The following is a 23449-nucleotide window of genomic DNA, read 5'->3' as shown; positions in this document are numbered from 1 at the left end:
GACACGCGTCGGGCCCTTCGCGTTGCCAGCAACAAGCCCCGCCCCCGACCCCTCGGACGGAACAGCCCTCCATGAGCCTGCACGGTCTGCTCGACGCCGTCGTCAAGGACACCGCCCTCGCGGAAGCGATCCCCGCGGCCGCAGACGGCAACCGCATGCACGTCGACCTGGTCGGTCCCCCGGCGGCCCGCCCCTTCGCGATCGCCGCCCTGGCCCGCGAGAGCGCCCGCACGGTCCTCGCCGTCACCGCCACCGGCCGCGAGGCCGAGGACCTGGCCGCCGCCCTGCGCTCGCTGCTCCCACCGGACGGCGTCGTGGAGTACCCCTCCTGGGAGACGCTCCCGCACGAGCGCCTCAGCCCCCGCAGCGACACCGTCGGCCGCCGCCTCGCCGTCCTGCGCCGCCTCGCCCACCCGCGCCCCGACGACCCGGAGACCGGCCCGGTCTCGGTGGTCGTCGCGCCGGTCCGCTCGGTGCTCCAGCCGCAGGTCAAGGGCCTCGGCGACCTGGAACCGGTGGCCCTGCGCACCGGCCAGAGCGCCGACCTGAACGCGATCGTCGAAGCCCTCGCCGCGGCCGCCTACGCGCGCGTGGAGCTCGTCGAGAAGCGCGGCGAGTTCGCCGTGCGCGGCGGCATCCTGGACGTGTTCCCGCCCACCGAGGAACACCCCCTGCGCGTCGAGTTCTGGGGCGACGACGTCGAGGAGATCCGCTACTTCAAGGTCGCCGACCAGCGCTCCCTGGAGGTCGCCGCCCACGGCCTGTGGGCCCCGCCCTGCCGTGAACTCCTGTTGACGGAAGAGGTGCGCACGCGTGCGCGTGCCCTCGCCGAGCAGCATCCCGAACTGGGCGAGCTGCTCGGCAAGATCGGCGAGGGCATCGCGGTCGAGGGCATGGAGTCCCTGGCCCCGGTGCTGGTCGACGACATGGAGCTGCTGATCGACGTCCTGCCCAAGAACGCGATGGCTGTCGTCTGCGATCCCGAGCGGGTACGCACGCGTGCCGCCGACCTCGTCGCGACCTCGCAGGAGTTCCTCCAGGCGTCCTGGGCGGCCACCGCCGGCGGCGGCGACGCCCCCATCGACGTCGGCGCGGCCTCCCTGCGGTCCATCGCGGACGTCCGCGACCACGCGCGCGAGCTGGACATGATGTGGTGGTCGGTGTCGCCGTTCGCGGCGGACGAGTCGTTCACCCATGCCGCTGACGCGGCGGGGTCCGCCGACACCCTCAAGCTCGGCATGCACGCCCCCGAGACCTACCGCGGCGACACCGCGAAGGCCCTCGCGGACACCAAGGGCTGGCTGGCCGAAGGCTGGCGCGTCGTCTTCGTCACCGAGGCGCACGGCCCGGCGGCCCGCACGGTCGAGGTGCTCGGCGGCGAGGGCGTCGCCGCCCGGCTGGACGCCGACCTCACCGACCTCGGCCCCTCCCTGGTACATGTGTCCTGCGGCTCGATCGACTACGGCTTCGTCGACCACACGCTGCGCCTCGCCGTCCTCACCGAGACCGATCTGTCCGGCCAGAAGGCGGCCGGCAAGGACGGCGCGCGCATGCCCGCGCGTCGCCGGAAGACCATCGACCCGCTCACCCTTGAAGCGGGCGACTACATCGTCCACGAGCAGCACGGCGTGGGCCGCTACATCGAGATGGTGCAGCGCACGGTCCAGGGCGCCACGCGCGAGTACCTGGTCGTCGAGTACGCCCCCGCCAAGCGCGGCCAGCCCGGCGACCGGCTCTACATCCCCACCGACCAGCTGGAGCAGATCACCAAGTACGTCGGCGGCGAGGCCCCCACCCTGCACCGGCTCGGCGGCGCGGACTGGACGAAGACCAAGGCGCGCGCCAAGAAGGCCGTCAAGGAGATCGCCGCCGACCTCATCAAGCTGTACTCGGCCCGGATGGCCGCCCCCGGGCACGCCTTCGGCACGGACACCCCCTGGCAGCGCGAGCTGGAGGACGCCTTCCCCTACGCGGAGACGCCCGACCAGCTCACCACCATCGCCGAGGTCAAGGACGACATGGAGAAGACGGTCCCGATGGACCGCCTGATCTGCGGCGACGTCGGCTACGGCAAGACGGAGATCGCGGTCCGCGCCGCCTTCAAGGCCGTCCAGGACGGCAAGCAGGTCGCCGTCCTCGTGCCGACGACCCTCCTTGTGCAGCAGCACTTCGGCACGTTCGGCGAGCGGTACGCGCAGTTCCCGGTGAAGGTGAAGGCCCTCTCCCGCTTCCAGACCGACACGGAGGCGAAGGCGACCCTGGAGGGCCTGCGCGAGGGCTCCGTGGACGTCGTCATCGGCACCCACCGGCTGTTCTCCTCCGAGACCAAGTTCAAGGACCTCGGCCTGGTCATCGTCGACGAGGAGCAGCGCTTCGGCGTCGAGCACAAGGAGCAGCTGAAGAAGCTCCGCGCGAACGTCGACGTCCTGACGATGTCCGCGACCCCCATCCCGCGCACCCTGGAGATGGCGGTGACGGGCATCCGCGAGATGTCGACGATCACCACGCCCCCGGAGGAGCGCCACCCGGTGCTCACCTTCGTCGGCCCCTACGAGCAGAAGCAGATCGGCGCCGCCATCCGCCGCGAACTGCTGCGCGAGGGCCAGGTCTTCTACATCCACAACCGGGTCGAGTCCATCGACCGCGCGGCCGCGCGACTGCGCGAGATCGTGCCCGAGGCGCGCATCGCCACCGCCCACGGCCAGATGTCCGAGACCGCGCTGGAACAGGTCGTCGTCGACTTCTGGGAGAAGAAGTTCGACGTGCTCGTCTCGACGACGATCGTCGAGTCCGGCATCGACATCTCCAACGCCAACACGCTGATCGTGGAGCGCGGAGACACCTTCGGCCTGTCCCAGCTGCACCAGCTGCGCGGCCGGGTGGGCCGAGGCAGGGAACGCGGCTACGCGTACTTCCTCTACCCCCCGGAGAAGCCCCTCACGGAGACCGCCCACGAGCGTCTGGCGACCATCGCCCAGCACACGGAGATGGGCGCGGGCATGTACGTGGCGATGAAGGACCTGGAGATCCGCGGCGCGGGCAACCTCCTGGGCGGCGAGCAGTCCGGCCATATCGCGGGCGTCGGCTTCGACCTGTACGTCCGGATGGTCGGCGAGGCCGTCGCGGACTACCGGCGTCAGCTGGAGACCGGCGGGATCGAGGAGGAGCCGCCGCTCGAGGTCAAGATCGAGCTGCCCGTCGACGCGCACGTCCCGCACGACTACGCACCCGGTGAGCGGCTCAGGCTCCAGGCCTACCGTTCCATCGCCTCCGCCAACTCGGAGGACGACGTCAAGGCCGTCCGCGAGGAACTCGTCGACCGCTACGGCAAGTTGCCGGAACCGGTGGAGAACCTGCTGCTGGTGGCAGGCCTGCGGATGCTGGCACGCGCGTGTGGCGTCGGCGAGATCGTGCTCCAGGGCGCCAACATCCGCTTCGCGCCGGTGGAGTTGCGCGAGTCGCAGGAGCTGCGCCTGAAGCGGGTGTACCCCGGTTCGGTCATCAAGCCGGCCGCGCACCAGATCCTCGTGCCCCGCCCGAAGCCCACGAGGGTCGGCGGCAAACCGCTGGTCGGACGGGAACTGCTGGGCTGGGTCGGCGAGTTCCTGGCGACGGTGCTGGGGTCGTAGGCGCCGTAAGTGTCGTAGGGGTAGTGGCCGGCCCTGGCCGTCTCCTCAGGCCACCGGCCGGACGATCCGTCCGCCGGTGGCTTCGGTGGTCGTGGTGGCCGCGGTTGTCGTGGTGGCCCCGGCGGGTTCGGTGGCTTCGGCCAGGGCCGCGGCGAGACGGTCGCGGACCTCGACCTGGGCCGCGATCCGCTCCTCCATGACCGCGAGGCGCCGCAGCGCGACCTGGAGGGTCCGGCCGGTCGGCCTCGACGCCGTCACGTCCTGGTCCAGGCAGGGCAGGAAGACACGTACGTCGTCCAGGGTGAGCCCCGCCGCCACGAGACGACGGATGTTGCGGACGCGGACGACGACGGAGGCGGCGTCGTAGCGCCGGTAGCCGTTGGCGGCGCGCTCGGAGGAGATCAGTCCCGCCTGCTCGTAGTGCCGCAGGGCGCGCGGCGAGGCGCCCGTGACGTCGGCGAGCTCGCCGATGCGCAGCGGCCGTGACGGCATGGGCGCGGGCATGGGCGCGGGCATGGACAGGGGCTCGGGCAGGGGCTCGGGCATGCGCGCCAGTCTCATGCGACGACTGCTCCGCCGTCCACCGGCAGGATCGCGCCCGTGATGAACGAGGCCTGGGGCGAGGCGAGTTGGGTGATCGCCCAGGCGACCTCCGCGGGGCGGCCGACCCGGCCGAGCGGGGTGTGCTCGAGCTGCCACTTGCGGATCGCGGCACGCTGCTCGGGGGTGTAGCGGCTGTGGTCGGCGATCGGCGTCTCGATCGCACCGGGCGCCACGGCGGCGACGCGGATGCCGAGCGGCGCGAGCTCGACCGCCCAACTGCGGGTGAGCACTTCGAGCGCCGCTTTTCCGGCCGCGTACAGGGAGTTTCCGGGCCAGCCGCGCTGCCCGACGGCCGTCGTCACGTTCACCACGACGCCCCGGCTGTCCGCCAGCGCCGCCAGCGCGGCCTGGGTGAGCAGGACGGGCGCGATCAGGTTCGTCGCGAGCTGGGGCTGCACGGAGGCGCGTGTGTAGGTGCGCAGGGACTCGGCGCTGACGATCGCCGCGTTGTTGACCAGGACGTCGAGACGGCCGCCGCCCCGCTCGAGCGCCGTACGGACGACCGTGGCCGGGCCGTCCTCGGAGGTGATGTCCACGGCGAGCGGGACGATGAGGTCCTCGTCGTGGGCGGCGGTCTCGGCGAGGGGCGCCGCCCGCCGGCCGACGGCGATCACGCACGCTCCCAGCGCGGCGAAGGCATGGGCCGTGGCCCGACCGATACCGGTACCGGCGCCCGTGACGACGACGGTACGAGTCCCGTCCGCTTGCTTCGTGGGGGCCGTGGGGGCCGTGGAGGCCGCGTGGTTCTCGGGGTTGATCGAGTTCATGGGGCGATCGTCGAACCCTGACGCCGGTGTCAAGGTCAAGCAGATGCCTCACGGGGGCAGGTGGCAGGGGGCAGGGGGCAGGGGGCAGGGAGTTACGGGGACCGGAACAGCATGCTCGCCAGGGTTCGGAACACCTCCTCGGGGTCGCGCCCGGCCACCGCGTCGTCGAGGTTGTGGCTGAGGAGGAGCGTGGCGAAGCCGTGGGCCATGGACCAGGCGGCGATTCCGGCGAGGCGCTCGTCGTCGGCGCCGCCCTCGGGGCGGACGTGGGCGACGGCGGTGCGCAGGGCGTCGGTGGCCAGGGCGCGCGCAGTGGCGAGTTCGAGGTCGTCGGCGCGCAGGAGTCCGGGCGTGAACATCACCTGGAAGTGGGCGGGATGCTCGCGGGCGAAGCGGACGTAGCGCACGCCCGCGTCCTTCAGGTCGGCCGCCTCCTTGATCGTGGCCGCGAGCAGGCCGAAGCCCTCCGCCGCGATCGCCGTCAGCAGACCGGTGCGGTCCCGGAAGTGGTGAGCCGGTGCCGCGTGCGAGACGCCGGCCCGGCGGGCGAGATCGCGCAGGCTCAGCCCGGAGGGGCCGTCGGCGGTGATGGCGTCGAGGGCGGCGGTGAGGATGGCGCGCCGCAGGTCGCCGTGGTGGTAGGGGCGGTCGTTCATGGACAGCAGCGTACGCCGCATCTAGGCATTGACAAGTTCGCGAGAGTCGGGCAATCTTGTCAGTGTCAAGTTGTGGGCGGATGCCGAATGCGACGAGGGGGACACGTCATGTCCGAGAACGAGGTGGTCAGGCCGGGCGAGCAGCGCGGGCCGGTCGAGCCGGCCCAGGCGCGCAGGCTCTGGCACCTGCTGGAGCCGCTGCACGCGGTGCTGTACTTCGCGCCGGAGGTCTTCGAGGAGGCCGGCGCGCTCGGCTACTCGGCCGAGGACCGCTGGTCGAGCTACTTCCCGTTCCGTGCGGCCCCGTTGGGCCCGGTGAGCGCCGAGGTGGTGACCTCCGCGTTCTACAGCTTCCGGCCCGGCACGGTCGCCCGGTACATCGACGACGCCTGGAAGGTCGCCGACCCCGAAGCCGTCCTGGCGGCGCGACTGCGGGGCGTCGACCGGGCGTACCGCAAGCTGTTCGGCGACCTGATGGACGATCCCGGACTGGCCGAGGCCGCTGCCCTCGCCCGGCGCGCCGCCGAGGCCGCGGTCACGGCGGGCCGCCCGCTCGCCGCGGCCAACGCCGCGCTGGAGTGGTCGAGCGAACCGCACCTCCAGCTCTGGCAGGCGGCCACCGTCCTGCGCGAGCACCGTGGCGACGGCCACCTCGCCGCCCTGCTCGTCGCCGGCCTCGACCCGACCGAGGCGCTGGTGTCCTTCGCGGGGATAGGCGCCGCGTCCGTCGAGCGCTTCGAGAGCCGCGGCTGGACCCGCGGGGAGTGGGCGGCGGCGCGCGAACGCCTGGCGGCCAGAGGCCTGATCGAGCCGGACGGCGACGCGGCGACGGAGCAGGGCCGCGAGCTGCGCCGCCGCATCGAGCAGGACACCGACCGGCTGGCGCTCGGCCCTTGGCAGGCCCTGGGGCAGGAGTCCACCGAGCGCCTCGCCGCCCTCCTGGGCGACTACTGGGTCGCGGTCATCGGCTCCGGCCTGCTGCCCTCGGAGTCGACGCTGGGCATCGGCAAGGCCTGAAGGCCTGATGCCCCGAAGGCTTGATGGCCCGAAGGTCTGATGGCTCGAAGGGTCTGAAGGTCTGAACGGGTCGGGTGGCGTCGGGCGGACGTGCTCGTCAGGTGTGCCGGTCGTGCCGGTCGTGCCGGGTGTGCGGGCCGGCCGGACAGGGTGAAGCCGCCCGCAGGGTGTGGCTCTCTGCGGACGGCCTCGAAACGCGCTGGGTGACGCCGGCCGGCGCCCACGGGTGGAGTCGAGGTTCGGGCAGGCAGGCTAGGGCTTGTCGGGCCGGTCCTCGTCCATGCCGAGCCGCTCGTGCAGCTTCTGCTGCCCGGAGTCGACCTGGGACTCGTACTTGTTGCCCGTCTTCTCGTTGACCTGCTTCTCCGCGGCGTCGGACATGTCCCTGGCCTTGCCGTGTGCCGCCTTGTTGCTCTTGAACCTGTCGAAGATGCCCATCCAGAACTCCTTCCGGGGGTGGCTCTCCACTGACGATATTCCCGAGATGCGAGGGATGCCCACTTGAGTGGGTTGTGGTCTGGACCTCCCGGCTGCCTCCGCGCGCCCCCTCGTTACTGTGTGTGCGAGACGCCGTCGGGGGAATCCGCCCTGTGCGGGGTGGCAGCGGGCAGGCAAGGGGAGGGGCGCGTGAAGCGTCTGAGGGGTGGGGCGGCGGCTGCCGTCGTACTGATGTGTGCCGTGACGGCGGCCGGCTGCACCGCGAGGAGCACCGGCTCCGGTTCCACCGGCGCGGGGCCGTCGGCGGGCGGCGGCGCGGCGAGCGGCGGCGCCGCTCTCGCGGCGGCCGAGTCGCTGACCGTGAAGGGGCGGGCCCCCAAGACCGGCTACGAACGGGACAAGTTCGGCTCCGCCTGGGCGGACACCGACTCCAACTCGTGTGACACCCGTGACGACATACTCAAGCGTGACCTGGAGGAGGTGAAGTACACCGGCGGCACCTGCAAGGTGTCCTACGGCGTGCTGGAGTCGGACCCGTACTCCGGCAAGGACGTGACCTATCGGCGTGGCAGCAGCAAGGTCGACATCGACCATGTCGTCGCCCTGTCCGACGCCTGGCAGAAGGGCGCCAAGTACTGGGACGCCAGTAAGCGGATAGCCCTCGCCAACGACCCGCTCAACCTGCTGGCCGTCGACGCGAGCACCAACCGCTCCAAGGGGGACGGCGACACCGCGACGTGGCTGCCGCCCAACAAGGCCTACCGGTGCACGTACGTCGCGGCGCAGGTCGCCGTGAAGAAGAAGTACGAGCTGTGGGTCAGCGCGGCGGAGAAGTCCGCGATGGAGAAGGTCCTGACGACCTGCCCCGACCAGCGACTCCCCACCGGCGGCAACCCGACGAAGGCGCCCGAGCGCTTCCACGCGGGCTGAGGCGGCGCGCTACTGCCCGTACGGGTACCCCTGCTGGTACGGGTTCGGCTGGCCCGTCCCGTACGCCGGGCCGGACGCCAAGCCGGTCGCCAGGCCGGTCGTCCAGGCCCTCTTGTCGAACATCGCGAACAGCAGCAGCATCGTCGCCGTCAGCAGGGTCACCATCACGGTGATGCCCAGGACGAGGTCCCCGTCGTCGTTGTCCGAGACCGTCGCCCAGACCAGGACCACGCACTCGTACAGCGTGAACGAGGCGAAGGCCGCCCAGTCGGAGGCGAGCCTGCGGCGGATCGCCACGTACAGGAAGGGCACCCAGACCAGGAAGCCCAGCGAGACCCACACCAGGGCCACCCAGGCGAGCCGCTGGAACCAGCCGGCCTCGAGCCGTCTCTCCGAGCCCGTCGCCGTCGTAGCCGTCGTCGGCATCGTCATGTGTCGCCCCCCAAGTCACCAGGGGGCAAGAGTAGGACACGGTCAGGTCATGCCAGGGCCCCGCTTCTTTACTGTGACATGAGCGAATCTTGTCGCTCTGCGGGACCTGTGTTTCCCGAGCGCAGGGGCGTCGCGGGTTACGGTGCGATCCGTTTCCGGTGCGGTACGTCGAGTCGAGACCGTATCGTCGCTCCGGAGCAGGGGACTTCGGTGCGACACGCACGAAGACACACACGAACGATGGGGTGGGGATGGCCGAGCACCGGCAGTCCAGAAGGCGCAGATACATCACGTGGGGCGTGGCCGGCGCGGCCGTCCTCGCGGGGGCCGGGATAGCGGCGCAGACATCGATGGCGGCCACCGTCTGGCCCGCGCAGAAGACGTACACCGGAACCGCCTTCGACACCTGCACCGCGCCCTCGCTGGCCGCGATGAAGGCATGGAAGAGCAACGGCTTCTACGGTGCCGCGGCCGTCTACGTCGGCGGCAAGAACCGGGGCTGCGCGCAGCCCAACCTGACCGCTTCCTGGGTGAAGTCGGTCAACGCGACCGGTATGAAGCTCATCCCGATCTACGTCGGCGCCCAGCCGTCCTGCCAGACCGGCTCCAGCCCCGAGAAGCTCACCACCGCCACGGCCGCCTCCCTCGGCGCCACCGACGGCGCGGACGCGGTCGCCAAGTCCGCCGCGCTCGGCATGAAGGCCGGCAGCCCGATCTACCTCGACATGGAGCCCTACGACATCACCGACAAGGCGTGCAACGACGCCGTGTTGACGTATGTCCGCTCCTTCACCAAGACGCTGCGCGCCAAGACGTACCGCGCCGGCTACTACGGCTTCAGCAGCTCCAGCGCCAAGGCGATCGCCACCGCCACGAACAAGACGGACCTGCCGGGCAACCTGTGGTACGCGCTGTGGGACAGCAAGAACACCACGACCACGGACTGGCCGTGGGGCGCCACCCAGTACACGAACCACAGCCGAGGCCACCAGTACATGGTCAACAGCAAGGAGACCCGCGGCGGCTACACGATCACCGTGGACCGCGACGCGTGGGACGCCCCGGTGGCCATCATCGGCTGAGCCACACCACCCGCGGGGCGCGGCGGTGCCGGAAGTCCTGGTGAATCGTTGGTCGAATGGGTTGGCCCCAGCCGCACCACTGCCTACCATCGATCACCGCAAGACTTTGTGCACCGTCGCACAATCTCCTCGGGAGGCTTCCTTGCACCGCCGTCGTCGTCGCACCGCGCTCCTGCTGTCCGCCGCGATCGCGGCAGCCCCTCTCCTGACCGCCTGCGGGAACGACGCGCATCCCGGCGCGGCGGCCGTCGTGGGCGGCCAGCGGATCACCGTCGCCCAGCTGGAGAGTCGGGTGAACGAGGTGCGCACGGCCCAGCGCGCCGCGGTCACCGACGACGCGCAGTACGCGCAGGCCATCGCCCAGACCGGCACCCTCACCCGGGACACCCTGCACGGCATGGTCCTGGACCGGGTGCTGCACCGCGCGGCCGAGGACGCGGACGTCACCGTCACCCCCCGCGAGGTCCAGGCGCTGCGGGCCGGCCTGGAACAGCAGGCGGGCGGCGCGGAGGGCCTGGAGACGGCGTGGCTCCAGCAGTACGGCATCCCGCCGCAGCGTCTCGACGACAACCTGCGCCTCCAGCTGGAGGCGCAGAAGCTCGCCACCGACCTCGGCACGGACACCAGCCAGCCGGCCTTCTGGAGCGCCCTGTCCAAGGCGTCCAAGGCACTCGGCGTCGACCTCAACCCGCGCTACGGCAGCTGGGACGCGCAGAAGGTGGCCCGCGTCGACGCGAAGACGCCGTGGGTACGGGAGATCACGGCGTCGGGGACGCAGACGACGACGTGAGGGAACGTCCGTACGAATGATCGCGGGGCTGTCGGTGGCGTGGGTTACGTTCGAGGTGTGAACGCAACCAGCTCCGCCGCCGTCGACGACCCCGGCCGCGTCGTCCTGCTCACCACCAGCCATCGCGTCGCCCCCGGCCTGCTGTCCTGGCCCGCCTGGCAGACGCTGCGCGCGGCGGACCGGGTGCTGTGCGCGGACGGCGCGCATCCGCAGCTGCCCTATCTGCGGGACGCGGGGCTTGCGGTCGAGGAGAGCTCCCCGACCGCCGAAGAGCTGGTCGCCGCCTGTGCCGACGGCGGCACGGTGGTGGTCGTGGCGACCGGCGAGGGCGAACCGGCCCTCACCGACGGCCTGGCCCGGCTGGCCGGCTCCGGCCGCGTGGCGATGCCCGAGCTGGAGCTGCTCCCCGCCTCCTACGACCTCCCCGGCGCCCGGCTCCTCGACCTCGTCCAGGTCATGGACCGCATCCGCGCCGAGTGCCCGTGGTCGTCGCAGCAGACCCACAAGGGCCTCGCCAAGTACGGCATCGAGGAGGCCTACGAACTCGTCGAGGCGATCGAGGACGGCGACCGCGACGAACTCCGCGAGGAACTGGGCGACGTCCTGCTCCAGGTCGTCTTCCACGCCCGTATAGCGGAGGAGGACCCGGACTCCCCGTTCTCCGTCGACGACGTCGCGGGCACGATCGTCGCCAAGCTGATCCACCGCCATCCCCATGTCTTCGGCGACGAGACGGCCACGACCCCGGAGGAGGTCAAGGCGCACTGGCTGCGCACGAAGGCGACAGAGAAGCAGCGGGAGTCGGTGACGGACGGCGTCCCCCTCGGTCAGCCGGGCCTCGCACTGGCGGCGAAGCTGTCGTCGCGTGTGCGGACGGCAGGACTGGAGGTGCCCCTCCCGGCCTCCGACGGCATCGGCTACGAGCTGCTCGCCCTGGCGGCCCGGGCGGAGGCGCAGGGCGTGGATCCGGAGGCGGCGCTGCGGGCAGCGGCCCGGGCCTACCGGGACGCGATCAGGGGTGTCGAAGGGGTGGAGGATTAGTCGGGCGGGCTCCTGAGCCGGCTGCGGAGCGCGGGGGAGGCCGTACCGCAGGGCCGGCGAGCCGGGGCGTCCCGGTGCGCGCGAGGCGCTCACCGCGAACACCGCGGCAAGGCGCTCACCGCGAACACCGCGGCAAGGCGCTCACCGCGAACACCGCGGCAAGGCGCTCACCGCGAACACCGCTACCGTCGGGGAGTGACCAACCAGCCCCACCCCACGGCCGACGCCCCGCCCGCCCCGGAACTCTTCACCTGGGAGTTCGCCACCGACCCCTACCCCGCCTACGCCTGGCTCCGTGAGCACGCGCCCGTGCACCGGACCGAACTGCCCAGCGGTGTCGAGGCCTGGTTGGTCACGCGTTACGGCGACGCGAAGCAGGCGCTCGCCGACCAGCGGCTCTCCAAGAACCCCGCGCATCACGACGAACCGGCGCACGCCAAGGGCAAGACCGGCATCCCCGGTGAGCGCAAGGCCGAGCTGATGACGCATCTGCTGAACATCGACCCGCCGGACCACACCCGGCTGCGCCGGCTCGTCAGCAAGGCGTTCACACCCCGCCGGGTCGCCGAGTTCGCGCCGCGGGTGCAGGAGTTGACGGATCAGCTCATCGACCGGTTCGCGGCGAACGGCGAGGCCGACCTCATCCACGACTTCGCCTTCCCGCTCCCCATCTACGCCATCTGCGACCTCCTGGGCGTCCCCCGCGAGGACCAGGACGACTTCCGCGACTGGGCCGGGATGATGATCCGGCACGGCGGAGGGCCCCGGGGTGGTGTCGCGCGGTCGGTGAAGAAGATGCGCGGCTACCTGCTGGAGCTGATCCACCGCAAGCGCGCGGAGCTGCCGGCAGAGCCCGCGCCCGGCGAGGACCTCATCTCCGGCCTCATCCGCGCCTCCGACCACGGCGAGCACCTCACCGAGAACGAGGCCGCGGCCATGGCCTTCATCCTCCTGTTCGCGGGCTTCGAGACGACCGTCAACCTCATCGGAAACGGCACCTACGCCCTCCTCACCCACCCCGAGCAGCGCGAACGTCTCCAGCGGTCGCTGACCGAGGACGACGGCGACCGCACCCTCCTGGAGACCGGCGTCGAGGAACTGCTGCGCTACGACGGCCCCGTGGAGCTCGCCACCTGGCGGTTCGCGACCGAGCCGCTCAGCATCGGCGGGCAGGACATCGCGCAGGGCGACCCCGTCCTCGTCGTCCTGGCGGCCGCCGACCGTGATCCGGCCCGCTTCGCCGACCCCGACCGCCTCGACCTGTCCCGCCGTGACAATCAACACCTCGGCTACGGCCACGGCATCCACTACTGCCTGGGCGCCCCGCTGGCCCGACTGGAGGGCCAGACCGCGCTGGCCGCCCTTCTCACCCGGCTGCCCGACCTCCGACTGGCCGTGGACCCGGCCCAGTTGAGATGGCGTGGCGGGCTCATCATGCGGGGGCTGCGGACGCTCCCGGTCGAGTTCACTTCCGTGCGTATCTGATCGGATGTCAGCCGGAGTGTGACCATTCGGCGAAGCAAAGGTGACCGACCCTCAACTCTGTGATCTTCACGTGATCTGCGCGGCATTAACTTGTGACAAGTGATCGTGTGCCGATACGTTCACTCGTCAGCGCGACGCGTCAGTCGCACCCGTCGCGCCGGTCACTGCTGTCCAGAGAAAGGCCCTCGCATGCTCTCCGGGAACGGTCGTCACCGTCGCCCCCGTCAGGCTCCGGCCCTCCTCGTCGCGGCCGGAGTGACCGGGTCCGCCATCGCCATCCCGCTGCTGGCCGCCTCCGGCGCGAGCGCCGCAGACGGCACCGTGTGGGACAAGGTGGCGCAGTGCGAGACCGGCGGCTCGTGGAGCGCCGACAAGGGCGGCGAGTACGGCGGACTGAGCCTCACCCAGAAGCAATGGGAGACGTACGGCGGACTCGACTACGCGACGAGCGCCGACCTGGCCAGCCGCAACCAGCAGATCGCCGTGGCGCAGAAACTGCTCGCCGCCGAGAACGTCGGCGCGTGGGGCACCTGCGGGCTGACCTCCGGGCTCACCCAGGAGAACGGCGCGGTGAACGTGGACACCGGCGTGGCGGACGACTCGTCCGACTCGTCTTCCTCGTCCGGATTGTCCGACCTGCCCAAGGGGCTGGACGGCGACTCCTCGGACTCCTCGGACTCCTCGAGCTCCTCGGACTCTTCGGGCTCGTCGAGCGCCGACGGCAGTTCGACGGGATCGTCCGAGTCGTCCGACTCGTCCGCGGATTCATCCAGTTCGCCTTCGGCGTCCCCTTCGTCACCTTCATCCCCCTCGTCCTCCACCGCGGACGATCCCGCCGGGACCGACGCCTCTCCCTCGGCGACCTCGGAAGCGGACGACTCGGGCAAGTCGGTCCAGGATGCGGGCTCTTGGAGCCTCGTCGACACCGGCTCCCTCGGCTCCGGCAAGCACCGCGGCGCCACCGCCGACGAGAGCGCGACCCCCACGACGAAGAGCGCCACCGGCGCGACCGACACCGCGGCGACCGGTACCGCGGCGGACGGCGTCGCAGCGGACGGCGTCGCGGTGGACGGCACCTCCACCGCCTCCACCGGTCGGCACGCCGCGGTCACCTACGTGGTCCAGGAAGGCGACTCCCTCGCCTCCATCGCCGACTCCCTTGGCATCGACGGTGGATGGCAGGCCCTCTACGCCGAGAACAGGGACCTCATCGGCGCCGACCCGAGCGACATCGTCACCGGTCAGACCCTCGACACAGTGGTCCAATAGGGCAGGAACGCACCGAAAAACGCCGGGAGTTCACGTCATACTTCGCTCCGGAATGTCCGGTTTGGTGAAAGTGTGGGATGAGTCTCAGAAGCCCTGATCGTCTTTGAAATTCCGCGGATCACGTGACTACGGTCAAGGCCGCTCGGCAACCCGAGCCCCGGTCGTCGCAACGCCGAGTCCTGCCAGCGGCTGCCCGGGAACAGTCGTCGCGTCAAGCGCCGTAGGCAGGAGCGGGGGACCCAAGGTAAGTGCCGGGATCGGCGGTTGACGCCGGATCCGGCTTGGGGTGAAGCCACGCCTCCCATGGAGGAGTGGCCGGGCAACTCACACGGCCCGAACCCGACAGCTCACCTCGCAGGCGTCGGTGAGGGGATCCACCATGCTGTTTTCCGGTAAGGGCAAGCACCGCCGTCCGTCCAAGGCCACCCGCGTCGCCGCACTGGCCGGCGTCACCGGCGTCGCCATCGCCGCCCCGCTGATGGCGGCCGGCAACGCCTCCGCCGCCACCGCCGCCGAGTGGGACGCGGTCGCCCAGTGCGAGTCCGGCGGCAACTGGTCCATCAACACCGGCAACGGCTACTACGGCGGGCTGCAGTTCTCCGCCTCCACCTGGGCCGCGTACGGCGGCACGCAGTACGCCGCGCAGGCCAACCAGGCTTCCAAGACGCAGCAGATAGCCGTCGCCGAGAAGGTCCTCGCGGGCCAGGGCAAGGGCGCCTGGCCGGTCTGCGGCACGGGCCTGTCCAGCGCCGCCTACAACGGCAGCAGCGCCGACTCCGCCGGCTCCGGCTCCAGCTCGTCCAGCTCGTCGAACAGCACCAGCACCCGTTCGACCGAGGAGCAGAGCGCCTCCCGCTCGACCGACCGCCCGGCCGCCTCCAAGACGGTCACCACCCCGACCGGCAAGAAGGTCGAGAAGGGCGACGGCGAGTACAAGGTCGTCAAGGGCGACACCCTCAGCTCCATCGCCGAGAAGCACAAGGTCGCCGGCGGCTGGCAGAAGCTGTTCGAGCTGAACAAGGACATCGTCGACGACGCCGACCTCATCTACCCGGGCCAGCAGCTGCACCTGAAGTGAGCTGCGGCTCCTCGAGCAGTGAAGTGACATCCGGCTCTCAGGAAAGTCACAGCGCCCTCCTGGGTGAGGTCCGCACACTGAAGACCTCGTGAGGGTCACCCCCCGTCCCCACGGGCCCCCCGCTCCGGTGCGTGTTCCCCCGTACGCACCGGGGCGGGGTTTCTCTTTGCCTGTTCTCTTCGCCGGCTGTTTCCTTCGCCTGTTTCCTTCGCCTGTTTCCTTTGCCTGTTTCCTTTGCCGGTTGGCAACTTCCTGTTGGTCTTTGGCGACCGCGCCCTTTGTTCCGTGTGTGAACAATGGGTACGGTCAGTTTGTCCACGGGACGGTCGGTCGGCTGCCGACGCCCCGAAGGCGGTTAGGCTCTAGTCGCAAGGCTCGGCGCGGGCCCGTCACGGCCCACCCACCGCCCCGCACAACCAGCGTCACATCCCAAGAAGGAGATGCTCGTGCCGTCCATCGACGTCGTCGTAGCCCGGGAAATCCTGGACTCCCGAGGCAACCCCACGGTCGAGGTCGAGGTCGGCCTCGACGACGGCAGCACGGGTCGTGCCGCCGTTCCGTCCGGCGCCTCCACCGGTGCCTTCGAGGCCATCGAGCTCCGCGACGGTGACCCGAACCGCTACCACGGCAAGGGTGTCGAGAAGGCCGTCCTCGCCGTCATCGAGCAGATCGGCCCGGAGCTCGTCGGCTACGACGCCACCGAGCAGCGCCTGATCGACCAGGCCATGTTCGACCTGGACGCCACCGACAACAAGGGCTCCCTCGGCGCCAACGCCATCCTCGGCGTCTCGCTCGCCGTGGCCCACGCCGCCTCCGAGGCCAGCGACCTGCCGCTGTTCCGCTACCTGGGCGGCCCCAACGCGCACCTGCTGCCGGTGCCGATGATGAACATCCTGAACGGCGGCTCGCACGCCGACTCCAACGTGGACATCCAGGAGTTCATGATCGCCCCGATCGGCGCGGAGTCCTTCTCCGAGGCCCTGCGCTGGGGCGCCGAGGTCTACCACACCCTCAAGAAGGTGCTGAAGACCAAGGGCCTGTCCACCGGCCTCGGCGACGAGGGCGGCTTCGCCCCGAACCTGGAGTCCAACCGCGCCGCCCTCGACCTCATCGTCGAGGCCATCAAGCAGGCCGGTTACATCCCCGGCGAGCAGATCGCGCTCGCGCTCGACGTCGCCGCGTCCGAGTTCTACAAGGACGGCAAGTACGAGTTCGAGGGCAAGTCCCGCTCGGCCGCCGAGATGACCGAGTACTACGAGGAGCTCGTCTCCGCGTATCCGCTCGTCTCCATCGAGGACCCGCTGTACGAGGACGACTGGGCCGGCTGGAACGTCATCACCGAGCGGCTGGGCGACAAGGTCCAGATCGTCGGCGACGACCTCTTCGTCACCAACCCCGAGCGCCTGGCCCGCGGCATCGAGGAGGGCTCCGCGAACGCCCTGCTCGTCAAGGTGAACCAGATCGGCTCGCTGACCGAGACCCTGGACGCCGTCGAGCTCGCCCAGCGCAACGGCTTCAAGTGCATGATGTCCCACCGCTCCGGCGAGACCGAGGACGTCACCATCGCCGACCTCGCCGTCGCCGTGAACTGCGGTCAGATCAAGACCGGCGCCCCGGCCCGCTCGGACCGCGTCGCCAAGTACAACCAGCTGCTGCGCATCGAGGAGATCCTCGACGACGCGGCGGTGTACGCCGGTCGCAGCGCGTTCCCGCGCTTCAAGGGCTGAGCTTCAAGGGCTGAGCACCGTAGCGGCTTAGGCAGCGTCGTACGTACGTCCCCGTACCCGGTCCCGTACCGTGTGCGGGGACGTACGCACGTGTGAGAGCGGGAGGCGGGGAAGACCCATGGCCGTGAAGGACCGGGACCGTTTCTCCACCGCGACCAGGATCAAGCTGCTCGGCGAGCAGACCGCGGCCCGGGTCTACCGCTCCCAGACCAAGCGCCAGGCCCGCCGCTCCCGCCTCACCGGCCGCGCGGCCCTGCTGGCGCTCGTCCTGTGCACACTGATCGTGGCCCTGGCCTACCCGATGCGCCAGTACGTCTCCCAGCGCGCCGACATCGCCGACCTGGAACGCGAGAAGCAGCAGGCCAGCGAGCGCGTCGAGCAGCTGCGCGACCTCAAGGCACGCTGGCAGGACGACGCGTACGCCGAGCAGCAGATCCGGCAGCGGCTGCACTACGTCCTGCCCGGGGAGACCGGTTACGTCGTGATCGACCCGGACGCGGCCAAACAGTCGCGCGCCGACCTCGGGGCGGCCGACCGCCCCTGGTACTCGAACGTCTGGGACGGCGTCGACAAGTCGGACGCCGCCTCCCAGTGACACCAGTGACAGCATTGAACTGACAGAGAGATTTTCGTACCGGCATGGAAACTGCCCCGCCGACCACCCCGCGCACCGAGCCCACCGACGCGGACGTCGAGGCCTTCAAGCAGCAGCTCGGACGCCCGCCGCGCGGCCTGCGCGCGATCGCGCACCGCTGCCCGTGCGGACAGCCGGACGTCGTCGAGACCGCGCCGCGCCTGCCCGACGGCACGCCCTTCCCGACGCTGTACTACCTGACGTGCCCGAAGGCCAACTCGGCGATCGGCACGCTGGAGGCCAACGGCGTGATGAAGGAGATGACGGACCGGCTGACGACCGACCCGGAGCTCGCCGCCTCCTACCGTGCCGCGCACGAGGACTACATCCGGCGTCGGGACGAGATCGAGGAGCTGAAGAACTTCCCCAGCGCGGGCGGCATGCCGGACCGGGTGAAGTGCCTGCATGTGCTGGTGGCGCACTCGCTGGCCGCCGGGCCGGGCGTGAACCCGCTCGGCGACGAGGCGCTGGCGATGCTGCCGGAGTGGTGGCGCAAGGGCGCCTGCGTGACGCTCGCCGCTGAGCAGTGACCGTCTCTTACCGTCCCGTCTCTGGGGGCTGCCGCCCCCAGACCCCCGCTTCGGCCTGAACGGCCTCGTCCTCAAACGCCGGACGGGCTGAAAGATGCCGACCGGCGCTGACACGTTCCGCAATTTCGGAGGACCCCCATGACCCGCGTCGCCGCGATCGACTGCGGTACGAACTCCATCCGTCTCCTCGTCGCCGACGTCGACCCGGAGACCGGCGAGCTCGTCGACCTGGACCGGCGCATGATCATCGTCCGGCTCGGTCAGGGGGTGGACCGCACCGGGCGGCTCGCTCCCGAGGCGCTGGAGCGGACCTTCGCGGCCTGCCGGGAGTACGCGGCCGTCATCAAGGAGCTCGGCGCGGAGCGGCTGCGCTTCGTCGCCACCTCCGCCTCCCGGGACGCGGAGAACCGCGACGACTTCGTGCGCGGGGTGCTCGACATCCTGGGCGTCGAACCCGAGGTCGTCACCGGCGACCAGGAGGCCGAGTTCTCCTTCACCGGGGCCACGAGGGAGCTCAAGGGCCGCGAGGACCTCGTGAAGCCCTACCTGGTGGTGGACATCGGCGGCGGCTCGACGGAGTTCGTCGTGGGCGACGAGCAGGTGCGGGCCGCCCGCTCGGTCGACGTGGGCTGTGTGCGGATGACCGAACGGCACCTGGTCGTGGACGGGGAGATCACCGACCCGCCCACCCGGGAGCAGATCGCGGCGATGCGCGCCGACATCGAGGCCGCGCTCGACCTCGCCGAGGAGACGGTCCCGCTGCGCGAGGCGCGCACGCTGGTCGGTCTGGCCGGCTCGGTCACGACGGTCTCGGCGATCGCGCAGAGCCTCCCCGAGTACGACTCGGCGGCCATCCACCACTCCCGGGTCTCCCACGACAGGGTCCGCGAGATCACCGAGTGGCTGCTGCACTCCACCCACGCCGAGCGCGCGGCGGTCCCGTCGATGCACCCGGGCCGGGTGGACGTGATCGCGGCGGGCGCGCTGGTCCTTCTGTCGATCATGGAGCGGATCGGCGCGGAGGAGGTCGTGGTGAGCGAGCACGACATCCTCGACGGCATCGCGTTCAAGGTGGCGGAGGACGTCGAGAGGGCGTAGGACGTCGGGAAGGCGCAGGGATCACTCCGCGGCCCAGATGACGGCGTCGAACGTGGCCCTGGAGCCCTCGCCGGGGAGCGAGACCAGCCTGAGGCGGGCGACGTTCCCCTCGCTGGTGCGCACGCACACCACCATGCCCTTGGTGAGCCGATGGTCGTCGACCCCCTCCGCGTCGACGGTGTTCGCGCAGTCCTGGTAGCCGGGCAGGGCGGTGGCGTCGGCCGGCCAGAGCGAGAGCACGGTGGACCCCAGGCCTTTGATCGAGTAGTGGTCGCGCCAGCCGCTGATCTCGAGGTCGCCCGCCTGATAGTCGCGGGTGACGGGCTGTCCCTCGTCCAGTTCCTTGCTCTGCGAGTCGAACGCCAGCGTGCCGTGCCAGCGCTCGCTTCCCGCCGAGGTCGGGGCGGGAGTCGGCGCGGACGCGGACGCGGGCGGGGAGGGGGACGGGGACGCCGCAGGCGGTGTCGACCCGGGCCCGGGGGCCTCGGCGGAGGGCGTCGTCGTCGGTGTGGTGGGCGCGGCGGCCCCGCCTCCGTCGTCGTCCCCGGAGGCGAGCAGGAGGGGCACTGCGACGCCGATCAGGGCGGCGAGCAGGACGCCCACGGCGCCGATCCACGCCGCCTGGTTGCCTCTCGCGAACCAGCCCCCGTCGCGCGTGCTCGCGTCGGCTCGATCCTCGGCCACGGTACTCAGCCCCCCACTGTCGTACCTGCGCGCTCGTTTCGTACTGCTGTTGTCGCCACGCCGGGCCTCGGCGAAACCCCTGCCGGGCCGGGCAGGCCGGGCTACTCTGCTGAGCAGGTCGAATGACGTTTGAGCGTGCCGGAAGGGTCGTCGTGAAGGCCCGAAACGGTTCTCCACGACACCCCGTCGGAAAAGTTCGTGAAGTTCTTCACAAGGAATTCGGCCCTGTCGGAGGACGCAGGCGTCCCCGTTGACCCTTCCGGGGTCCCGGCACCCGTGTGAACGTGTTCAAAAGAGGCGGGCGCGGACGTATCGCGGGGGTCTTGCGAAGGTGTGTTGCGGGGCCCTCACGGAGGCCCTTCGAACCCGGAGAGGCAGCTCACGCGGCATTGACAACGCCATGCCCTACACGCTGGTTCCCGTTCCGCGCCATGACGTGGATCACGCGAGCGGCGGAGGATAGCACACACCCTCCGGAAGCTTGTGAAGGGGCGCACGAGCGACCCCCCTGGAGCGGGTGGATACTCGATGGCATGAGCACCACGGAGCGTCCCAGGATCCTCGTAGTAGGCGGTGGGTACGTAGGCCTGTACGCAGCTCGGCGCATTCTCAAGAAGATGCGCTACGGCGAGGCGACCGTCACGGTCGTCGACCCCCGGTCGTACATGACCTACCAGCCCTTCCTCCCCGAAACCGCCGCCGGCAACATCTCCCCGCGCCATGTCGTCGTCCCGCTGCGACGCGTGCTGCCCAAGGCGGAGGTCCTCACCGGCCGGGTCACCACCATCGACCAGGACCGCAAGGTCGCCACGATCGCCCCGCTGGTCGGCGAGGCGTACGAGCTGCCCTTCGACTACCTGGTGATCGCGCTCGGCGCGGTCTCCCGCACCTTCCCGATCCCCGGCCTCGCCGAGCAGGGCATCGGTATGAAGGGCGTCGAGGAGGCCATCGGCCTGCGCAACCACGTCCTCGAGCAGCTCGACAAGGCCGACTCCACGACCGACGAGGAGATCCGCCGCAAGGCGCTCACCTTCGTCTTCATCGGCGGCGGCTTCGCCGGTGCGGAGACCATCGGTGAGGTCGAGGACCTGGCCCGCGATGCGGCCAAGTACTACAAGACGGTGTCCCGCGAGGACATGCGCTTCATCCTCGTCGACGCCGCCGACAAGATCCTTCCCGAGGTCGGCCCCAAGCTCGGCCAGTACGGCAAGGAGCACCTGGAGAGCCGCGGCGTGGAGATCTACCTCTCCACCTCGATGGACTCCTGCGTCGACGGCCACGTCGTGCTGAAGAACGGCCTCGAGGTCGACTCCAACACGATCGTGTGGACGGCCGGCGTCAAGCCGAACCCGGTCCTGAGCCGCTACGGCCTCCCCCTGGGCCCGCGTGGTCACGTCGACACCGCCCCCACCCTCCAGGTCCAGGGCACCGACTACATCTGGGCCGCCGGCGACAACGCCCAGGTCCCCGACGTCGCCGCCCGCAAGGCCGGCGTCGAGAACGCCTGGTGCCCGCCGAACGCGCAGCACGCGCTCCGTCAGGCCAAGGTCCTCGGCGACAACGTGATCTCCGGTATGCGGGGCTTCCCGCAGAAGGAGTATTCGCACGCCAACAAGGGCGCGGTGGCGGGCCTCGGCCTCCACAAGGGCGTCGCCATGATCGTCATGGGCAAGATGAAGATCAAGGTCAAGGGCCGGCTGGCGTGGTACATGCACCGTGGCTACCACGGCATGGCGATGCCGACCTGGAACCGCAAGATCCGGGTCTTCGCCGACTGGACGCTCGGCATGTTCCTCAAGCGCGAGGTCGTGGCGCTGGGTGCGCTGGAGTCCCCGCGCGAGGAGTTCTACGAGGCCGCGAAGCCTGCGCCGGCTCCCGTCGCCGCGAAGCCGGCCGCCGAGAAGACCGAGACCGAGAAGGCCAAGGCCTCTTGACCTGCGGTCGCCGAAACACCCTGCTTGAACAGCTGAACAGCTGAACACCCCCGAAGGGGCCTCCCGCCATCCGTGGTGCGGGCGGCCCCTTCGGCGTTTCCGGCCCCTTCGGCGTTCGCGGGGCGTTCCCGTCCGTTCCCGTCCGTTCCCGCCTCCGGCGACCCGTGTCGTGTGCATGTATTTTGCCGTGTCGTGACGGGCGCGCGGGACTGGACTCCGCGGCCGTCCGTGTTTACGTGTGGTGACAGGACATTCCGGGATCACCATCACGGAGGTGTGCATCATGGCTGACGCCGCGCCGCGGCTCCATGCCCTCGTCGAACAGTTGCTGGGAGTCCCGCTCCCGGTGCGCGTCCGCGCCTGGGACGGTTCGCAGGCCGGTCCGCCCGACGCGCCGACCCTGGTCGTACGCAACCGAAGAGGCCTGCGCCGGTTCCTCTTCAAGCCCGGCGAACTGGGTCTCGCCCGCGCCTGGGTGGCCGGCGACCTGGAGATCGAGGGGGACCTGTACCGGGCCCTCGACCTCGTCTCCGGCCTCGTCTGGGAGCGCGGGGAGGACGCTCGTACGCTCACCCAGGCGCTGCGCGACCCAGAGGTCCGGGCGGCCGTCCGGGGCCTGCTGAAGCTCGCCGGGCCCCCGTTGCCGCCCGCCCCGCCCCGCGAGGAGGTCCGCCGCGCCGGGCATCTGCACACCCGCCGCACCGACCGACGCGCCATCAGCCACCACTACGACGTCGGCAACGACTTCTACGAACTCGTCCTCGGCCCGTCCATGGTCTACTCGTGCGCCTACTGGGAGTCCGCGGACAGCACCCTCGAACTCGCCCAGCGCGACAAGCTCGAACTCGTCTGCCGCAAGCTGGACCTGGCCCCCGGACGCCGGCTGCTGGACGTCGGCTGCGGCTGGGGCTCCCTGGCGATCCACGCGGCCCGCGAGCACGGCGCGGACGTCGTCGGGATCACCCTCTCCCAGGAGCAGGCGGCGTACGCCCGCAAGCGCGTCGCCGACGCCGGGCTCACCGACAAGGTCGAGATCCGTGTGCAGGACTACCGGGACGTCGCCGACGGGCCCTACGACGCGATCTCCTCCATCGGCATGGCCGAACACGTCGGCTCCGCGAAGTACCTGGAGTACGCGCAGGTCCTGTTCGCGCTCCTGAAGCCGGGCGGCCGGCTGCTCAACCACCAGATCGCCCGCCGCCCGCACCAGGACGAGTCCGCCTACGACCTGGACTCGTTCATCGACGCCTACGTCTTCCCGGACGGCGAACTCGCCCCCGTGGGCACCACGGTCGGCCACCTCGAACGGGCCGGCTTCGAGGTCCGTGACGTCGAGTCGATCCGCGAGCACTACGCCCTCACCCTGCGCCGCTGGGTCGCCCGCCTGGAGGCCGACTGGCGGCGGGCCGTCCAGCTCGCCGGCCCCGGCCGCGCCCGGGTCTGGCGGCTCTACATGGCCGCCTCCGCCCTCGCCTTCGAACGTAACCGCCTCGGCGTCAACCAGGTCCTGGCGGTCCGCACCGCCGAGTCGGGCGACTCCGCGATGCCCCTGCGCTCCCGCACCTGGAACTGACGGAACGGCACCTGCGAAGGGCCCCGCCGCAGCTCGCGACGGGGCCCCGACC

The 23449-nt window shown here is 70.8% G+C and carries 21 protein-coding genes and 1 riboswitch; of the genes, 15 read left to right on the top strand and 6 right to left on the bottom strand.

Annotated features, from left to right (window positions below):
* The first annotated feature begins 71 nt into the window (after window positions 1–71).
* Window positions 72–3629, top strand: coding sequence for a transcription-repair coupling factor (mfd, locus tag ABZ725_RS16400; RefSeq protein WP_358803342.1), 3558 nt, complete (start codon window positions 72–74; stop codon window positions 3627–3629).
* A gap of 45 nt (window positions 3630–3674) precedes the next feature.
* Here the strand turns inward: mfd and ABZ725_RS16395 are convergent, their stop codons facing one another.
* The 3 genes from ABZ725_RS16395 to ABZ725_RS16385 form a co-directional block, all read right to left on the bottom strand.
* Window positions 3675–4106: a MerR family transcriptional regulator gene (locus ABZ725_RS16395; RefSeq protein WP_358803742.1), complete on the bottom strand. Its 432-nt coding sequence runs from the start codon at window positions 4104–4106 to the stop codon at window positions 3675–3677.
* Window positions 4107–4186: 80 nt separating this feature from the next.
* Complete coding sequence (locus tag ABZ725_RS16390) at window positions 4187–4999, bottom strand: SDR family oxidoreductase (RefSeq protein WP_358803341.1); 813 nt, start codon at window positions 4997–4999, stop codon at window positions 4187–4189.
* Between the two features lie 92 nt (window positions 5000–5091).
* On the bottom strand, window positions 5092–5655 hold the full coding sequence (locus ABZ725_RS16385; protein WP_358803340.1) for a TetR/AcrR family transcriptional regulator: 564 nt from the start codon (window positions 5653–5655) through the stop codon (window positions 5092–5094).
* 108 nt (window positions 5656–5763) lie between these two features.
* Between ABZ725_RS16385 and ABZ725_RS16380 the strand changes: the two genes are divergently transcribed.
* Complete coding sequence (locus ABZ725_RS16380) at window positions 5764–6672, top strand: hypothetical protein (RefSeq protein ID WP_358803339.1); 909 nt, start codon at window positions 5764–5766, stop codon at window positions 6670–6672.
* 252 nt (window positions 6673–6924) lie between these two features.
* On the opposite strand, the gene ABZ725_RS16375 is transcribed toward ABZ725_RS16380, so the two are convergent.
* Complete coding sequence (locus ABZ725_RS16375) at window positions 6925–7110, bottom strand: antitoxin (protein ID WP_358803338.1); 186 nt, start codon at window positions 7108–7110, stop codon at window positions 6925–6927.
* Between the two features lie 189 nt (window positions 7111–7299).
* Here ABZ725_RS16375 and ABZ725_RS16370 point away from each other — a divergent pair, with 189 nt between their 5' ends.
* Complete coding sequence (locus ABZ725_RS16370) at window positions 7300–8040, top strand: HNH endonuclease family protein (protein WP_358803337.1); 741 nt, start codon at window positions 7300–7302, stop codon at window positions 8038–8040.
* Window positions 8041–8049: 9 nt separating this feature from the next.
* Here ABZ725_RS16370 and ABZ725_RS16365 read toward each other — a convergent pair whose 3' ends face one another.
* On the bottom strand, window positions 8050–8472 hold the full coding sequence (locus tag ABZ725_RS16365; RefSeq protein ID WP_358803336.1) for a hypothetical protein: 423 nt from the start codon (window positions 8470–8472) through the stop codon (window positions 8050–8052).
* Window positions 8473–8723: 251 nt separating this feature from the next.
* Here ABZ725_RS16365 and ABZ725_RS16360 point away from each other — a divergent pair, with 251 nt between their 5' ends.
* The 10 genes from ABZ725_RS16360 to ABZ725_RS16315 all read left to right on the top strand — a co-directional run bounded on the left by ABZ725_RS16360 (window position 8724) and on the right by ABZ725_RS16315 (window position 19206).
* The gene (locus ABZ725_RS16360; protein WP_358803335.1) at window positions 8724–9554 is read left to right on the top strand and encodes a glycoside hydrolase domain-containing protein; all 831 of its coding nucleotides are present in this window, start codon (window positions 8724–8726) and stop codon (window positions 9552–9554) included.
* Window positions 9555–9696: 142 nt separating this feature from the next.
* Window positions 9697–10344, top strand: a complete 648-nt coding sequence (locus ABZ725_RS16355) for a SurA N-terminal domain-containing protein (protein ID WP_358803334.1) — start codon at window positions 9697–9699, stop codon at window positions 10342–10344.
* A 57-nt stretch (window positions 10345–10401) separates the two neighbouring features.
* Window positions 10402–11385, top strand: a complete 984-nt coding sequence (locus ABZ725_RS16350; protein ID WP_358803333.1) for a nucleoside triphosphate pyrophosphohydrolase — start codon at window positions 10402–10404, stop codon at window positions 11383–11385.
* Window positions 11386–11580: 195 nt separating this feature from the next.
* The gene (locus ABZ725_RS16345; RefSeq protein WP_358803332.1) at window positions 11581–12870 is read left to right on the top strand and encodes a cytochrome P450; all 1290 of its coding nucleotides are present in this window, start codon (window positions 11581–11583) and stop codon (window positions 12868–12870) included.
* Window positions 12871–13059: 189 nt separating this feature from the next.
* The gene (locus ABZ725_RS16340) at window positions 13060–14139 is read left to right on the top strand and encodes a transglycosylase family protein (RefSeq protein WP_358803331.1); all 1080 of its coding nucleotides are present in this window, start codon (window positions 13060–13062) and stop codon (window positions 14137–14139) included.
* Window positions 14140–14345: 206 nt separating this feature from the next.
* Window positions 14346–14515, top strand: a riboswitch (cyclic di-AMP (ydaO/yuaA leader).
* A 3-nt stretch (window positions 14516–14518) separates the two neighbouring features.
* Window positions 14519–15217, top strand: a complete 699-nt coding sequence (locus ABZ725_RS16335; RefSeq protein ID WP_358803330.1) for a transglycosylase family protein — start codon at window positions 14519–14521, stop codon at window positions 15215–15217.
* A 440-nt stretch (window positions 15218–15657) separates the two neighbouring features.
* Window positions 15658–16944 carry a phosphopyruvate hydratase gene (gene eno, locus ABZ725_RS16330; protein WP_351918422.1) on the top strand — a complete coding sequence of 429 codons (1287 nt, stop codon included), beginning with the start codon at window positions 15658–15660 and terminating at the stop codon, window positions 16942–16944.
* A gap of 118 nt (window positions 16945–17062) precedes the next feature.
* Window positions 17063–17539: a septum formation initiator family protein gene (locus tag ABZ725_RS16325; RefSeq protein ID WP_358803329.1), complete on the top strand. Its 477-nt coding sequence runs from the start codon at window positions 17063–17065 to the stop codon at window positions 17537–17539.
* Between the two features lie 44 nt (window positions 17540–17583).
* A complete protein-coding gene (locus ABZ725_RS16320) occupies window positions 17584–18108 on the top strand; it encodes a DUF501 domain-containing protein (protein WP_358803328.1) in 525 nt (174 codons plus the stop codon).
* A gap of 138 nt (window positions 18109–18246) precedes the next feature.
* A complete protein-coding gene (locus ABZ725_RS16315; protein WP_358803327.1) occupies window positions 18247–19206 on the top strand; it encodes a Ppx/GppA phosphatase family protein in 960 nt (319 codons plus the stop codon).
* Window positions 19207–19227: 21 nt separating this feature from the next.
* On the opposite strand, the gene ABZ725_RS16310 is transcribed toward ABZ725_RS16315, so the two are convergent.
* Window positions 19228–19890 (bottom strand): hypothetical protein, encoded by a 663-nt coding sequence (locus tag ABZ725_RS16310; protein ID WP_358803326.1) that lies wholly within the window; start codon window positions 19888–19890, stop codon window positions 19228–19230.
* 533 nt (window positions 19891–20423) lie between these two features.
* Between ABZ725_RS16310 and ABZ725_RS16305 the strand changes: the two genes are divergently transcribed.
* Both ABZ725_RS16305 and ABZ725_RS16300 read left to right on the top strand, forming a co-directional pair.
* On the top strand, window positions 20424–21824 hold the full coding sequence (locus ABZ725_RS16305) for an NAD(P)/FAD-dependent oxidoreductase (RefSeq protein WP_358803325.1): 1401 nt from the start codon (window positions 20424–20426) through the stop codon (window positions 21822–21824).
* Between the two features lie 283 nt (window positions 21825–22107).
* Window positions 22108–23397 carry a cyclopropane-fatty-acyl-phospholipid synthase family protein gene (locus tag ABZ725_RS16300; RefSeq protein ID WP_358803324.1) on the top strand — a complete coding sequence of 430 codons (1290 nt, stop codon included), beginning with the start codon at window positions 22108–22110 and terminating at the stop codon, window positions 23395–23397.
* Window positions 23398–23449: the final 52 nt, after the last annotated feature.

Origin of the sequence: Streptomyces sp. NPDC006872, from assembly GCF_040635845.1 — a bacterium.
Lineage (GTDB): Bacteria > Actinomycetota > Actinomycetes > Streptomycetales > Streptomycetaceae > Streptomyces.
The sequence above is the reverse complement of the archived record's forward strand: the minus strand, read 5'-3'. Positions and strand labels throughout refer to the sequence as shown.

Coding starts and splice junctions, on each gene's coding strand:
- ABZ725_RS16380 (WP_358803339.1), top strand. CDS start 5,764: ATGTCCGAGAACGAGGTGGTCAGGCCGGGCGAGCAGCGCGGGCCGGTC.
- mfd (WP_358803342.1), top strand. CDS start 72: ATGAGCCTGCACGGTCTGCTCGACGCCGTCGTCAAGGACACCGCCCTC.
- ABZ725_RS16375 (WP_358803338.1), bottom strand. CDS start 7,110: ATGGGCATCTTCGACAGGTTCAAGAGCAACAAGGCGGCACACGGCAAG.
- ABZ725_RS16390 (WP_358803341.1), bottom strand. CDS start 4,999: ATGAACTCGATCAACCCCGAGAACCACGCGGCCTCCACGGCCCCCACG.
- ABZ725_RS16315 (WP_358803327.1), top strand. CDS start 18,247: ATGACCCGCGTCGCCGCGATCGACTGCGGTACGAACTCCATCCGTCTC.
- eno (WP_351918422.1), top strand. CDS start 15,658: ATGCTCGTGCCGTCCATCGACGTCGTCGTAGCCCGGGAAATCCTGGAC.
- ABZ725_RS16300 (WP_358803324.1), top strand. CDS start 22,108: ATGGCTGACGCCGCGCCGCGGCTCCATGCCCTCGTCGAACAGTTGCTG.
- ABZ725_RS16340 (WP_358803331.1), top strand. CDS start 13,060: ATGCTCTCCGGGAACGGTCGTCACCGTCGCCCCCGTCAGGCTCCGGCC.
- ABZ725_RS16325 (WP_358803329.1), top strand. CDS start 17,063: ATGGCCGTGAAGGACCGGGACCGTTTCTCCACCGCGACCAGGATCAAG.
- ABZ725_RS16335 (WP_358803330.1), top strand. CDS start 14,519: ATGCTGTTTTCCGGTAAGGGCAAGCACCGCCGTCCGTCCAAGGCCACC.
- ABZ725_RS16385 (WP_358803340.1), bottom strand. CDS start 5,655: ATGAACGACCGCCCCTACCACCACGGCGACCTGCGGCGCGCCATCCTC.
- ABZ725_RS16360 (WP_358803335.1), top strand. CDS start 8,724: ATGGCCGAGCACCGGCAGTCCAGAAGGCGCAGATACATCACGTGGGGC.
- ABZ725_RS16305 (WP_358803325.1), top strand. CDS start 20,424: ATGAGCACCACGGAGCGTCCCAGGATCCTCGTAGTAGGCGGTGGGTAC.
- ABZ725_RS16365 (WP_358803336.1), bottom strand. CDS start 8,472: ATGACGATGCCGACGACGGCTACGACGGCGACGGGCTCGGAGAGACGG.
- ABZ725_RS16320 (WP_358803328.1), top strand. CDS start 17,584: ATGGAAACTGCCCCGCCGACCACCCCGCGCACCGAGCCCACCGACGCG.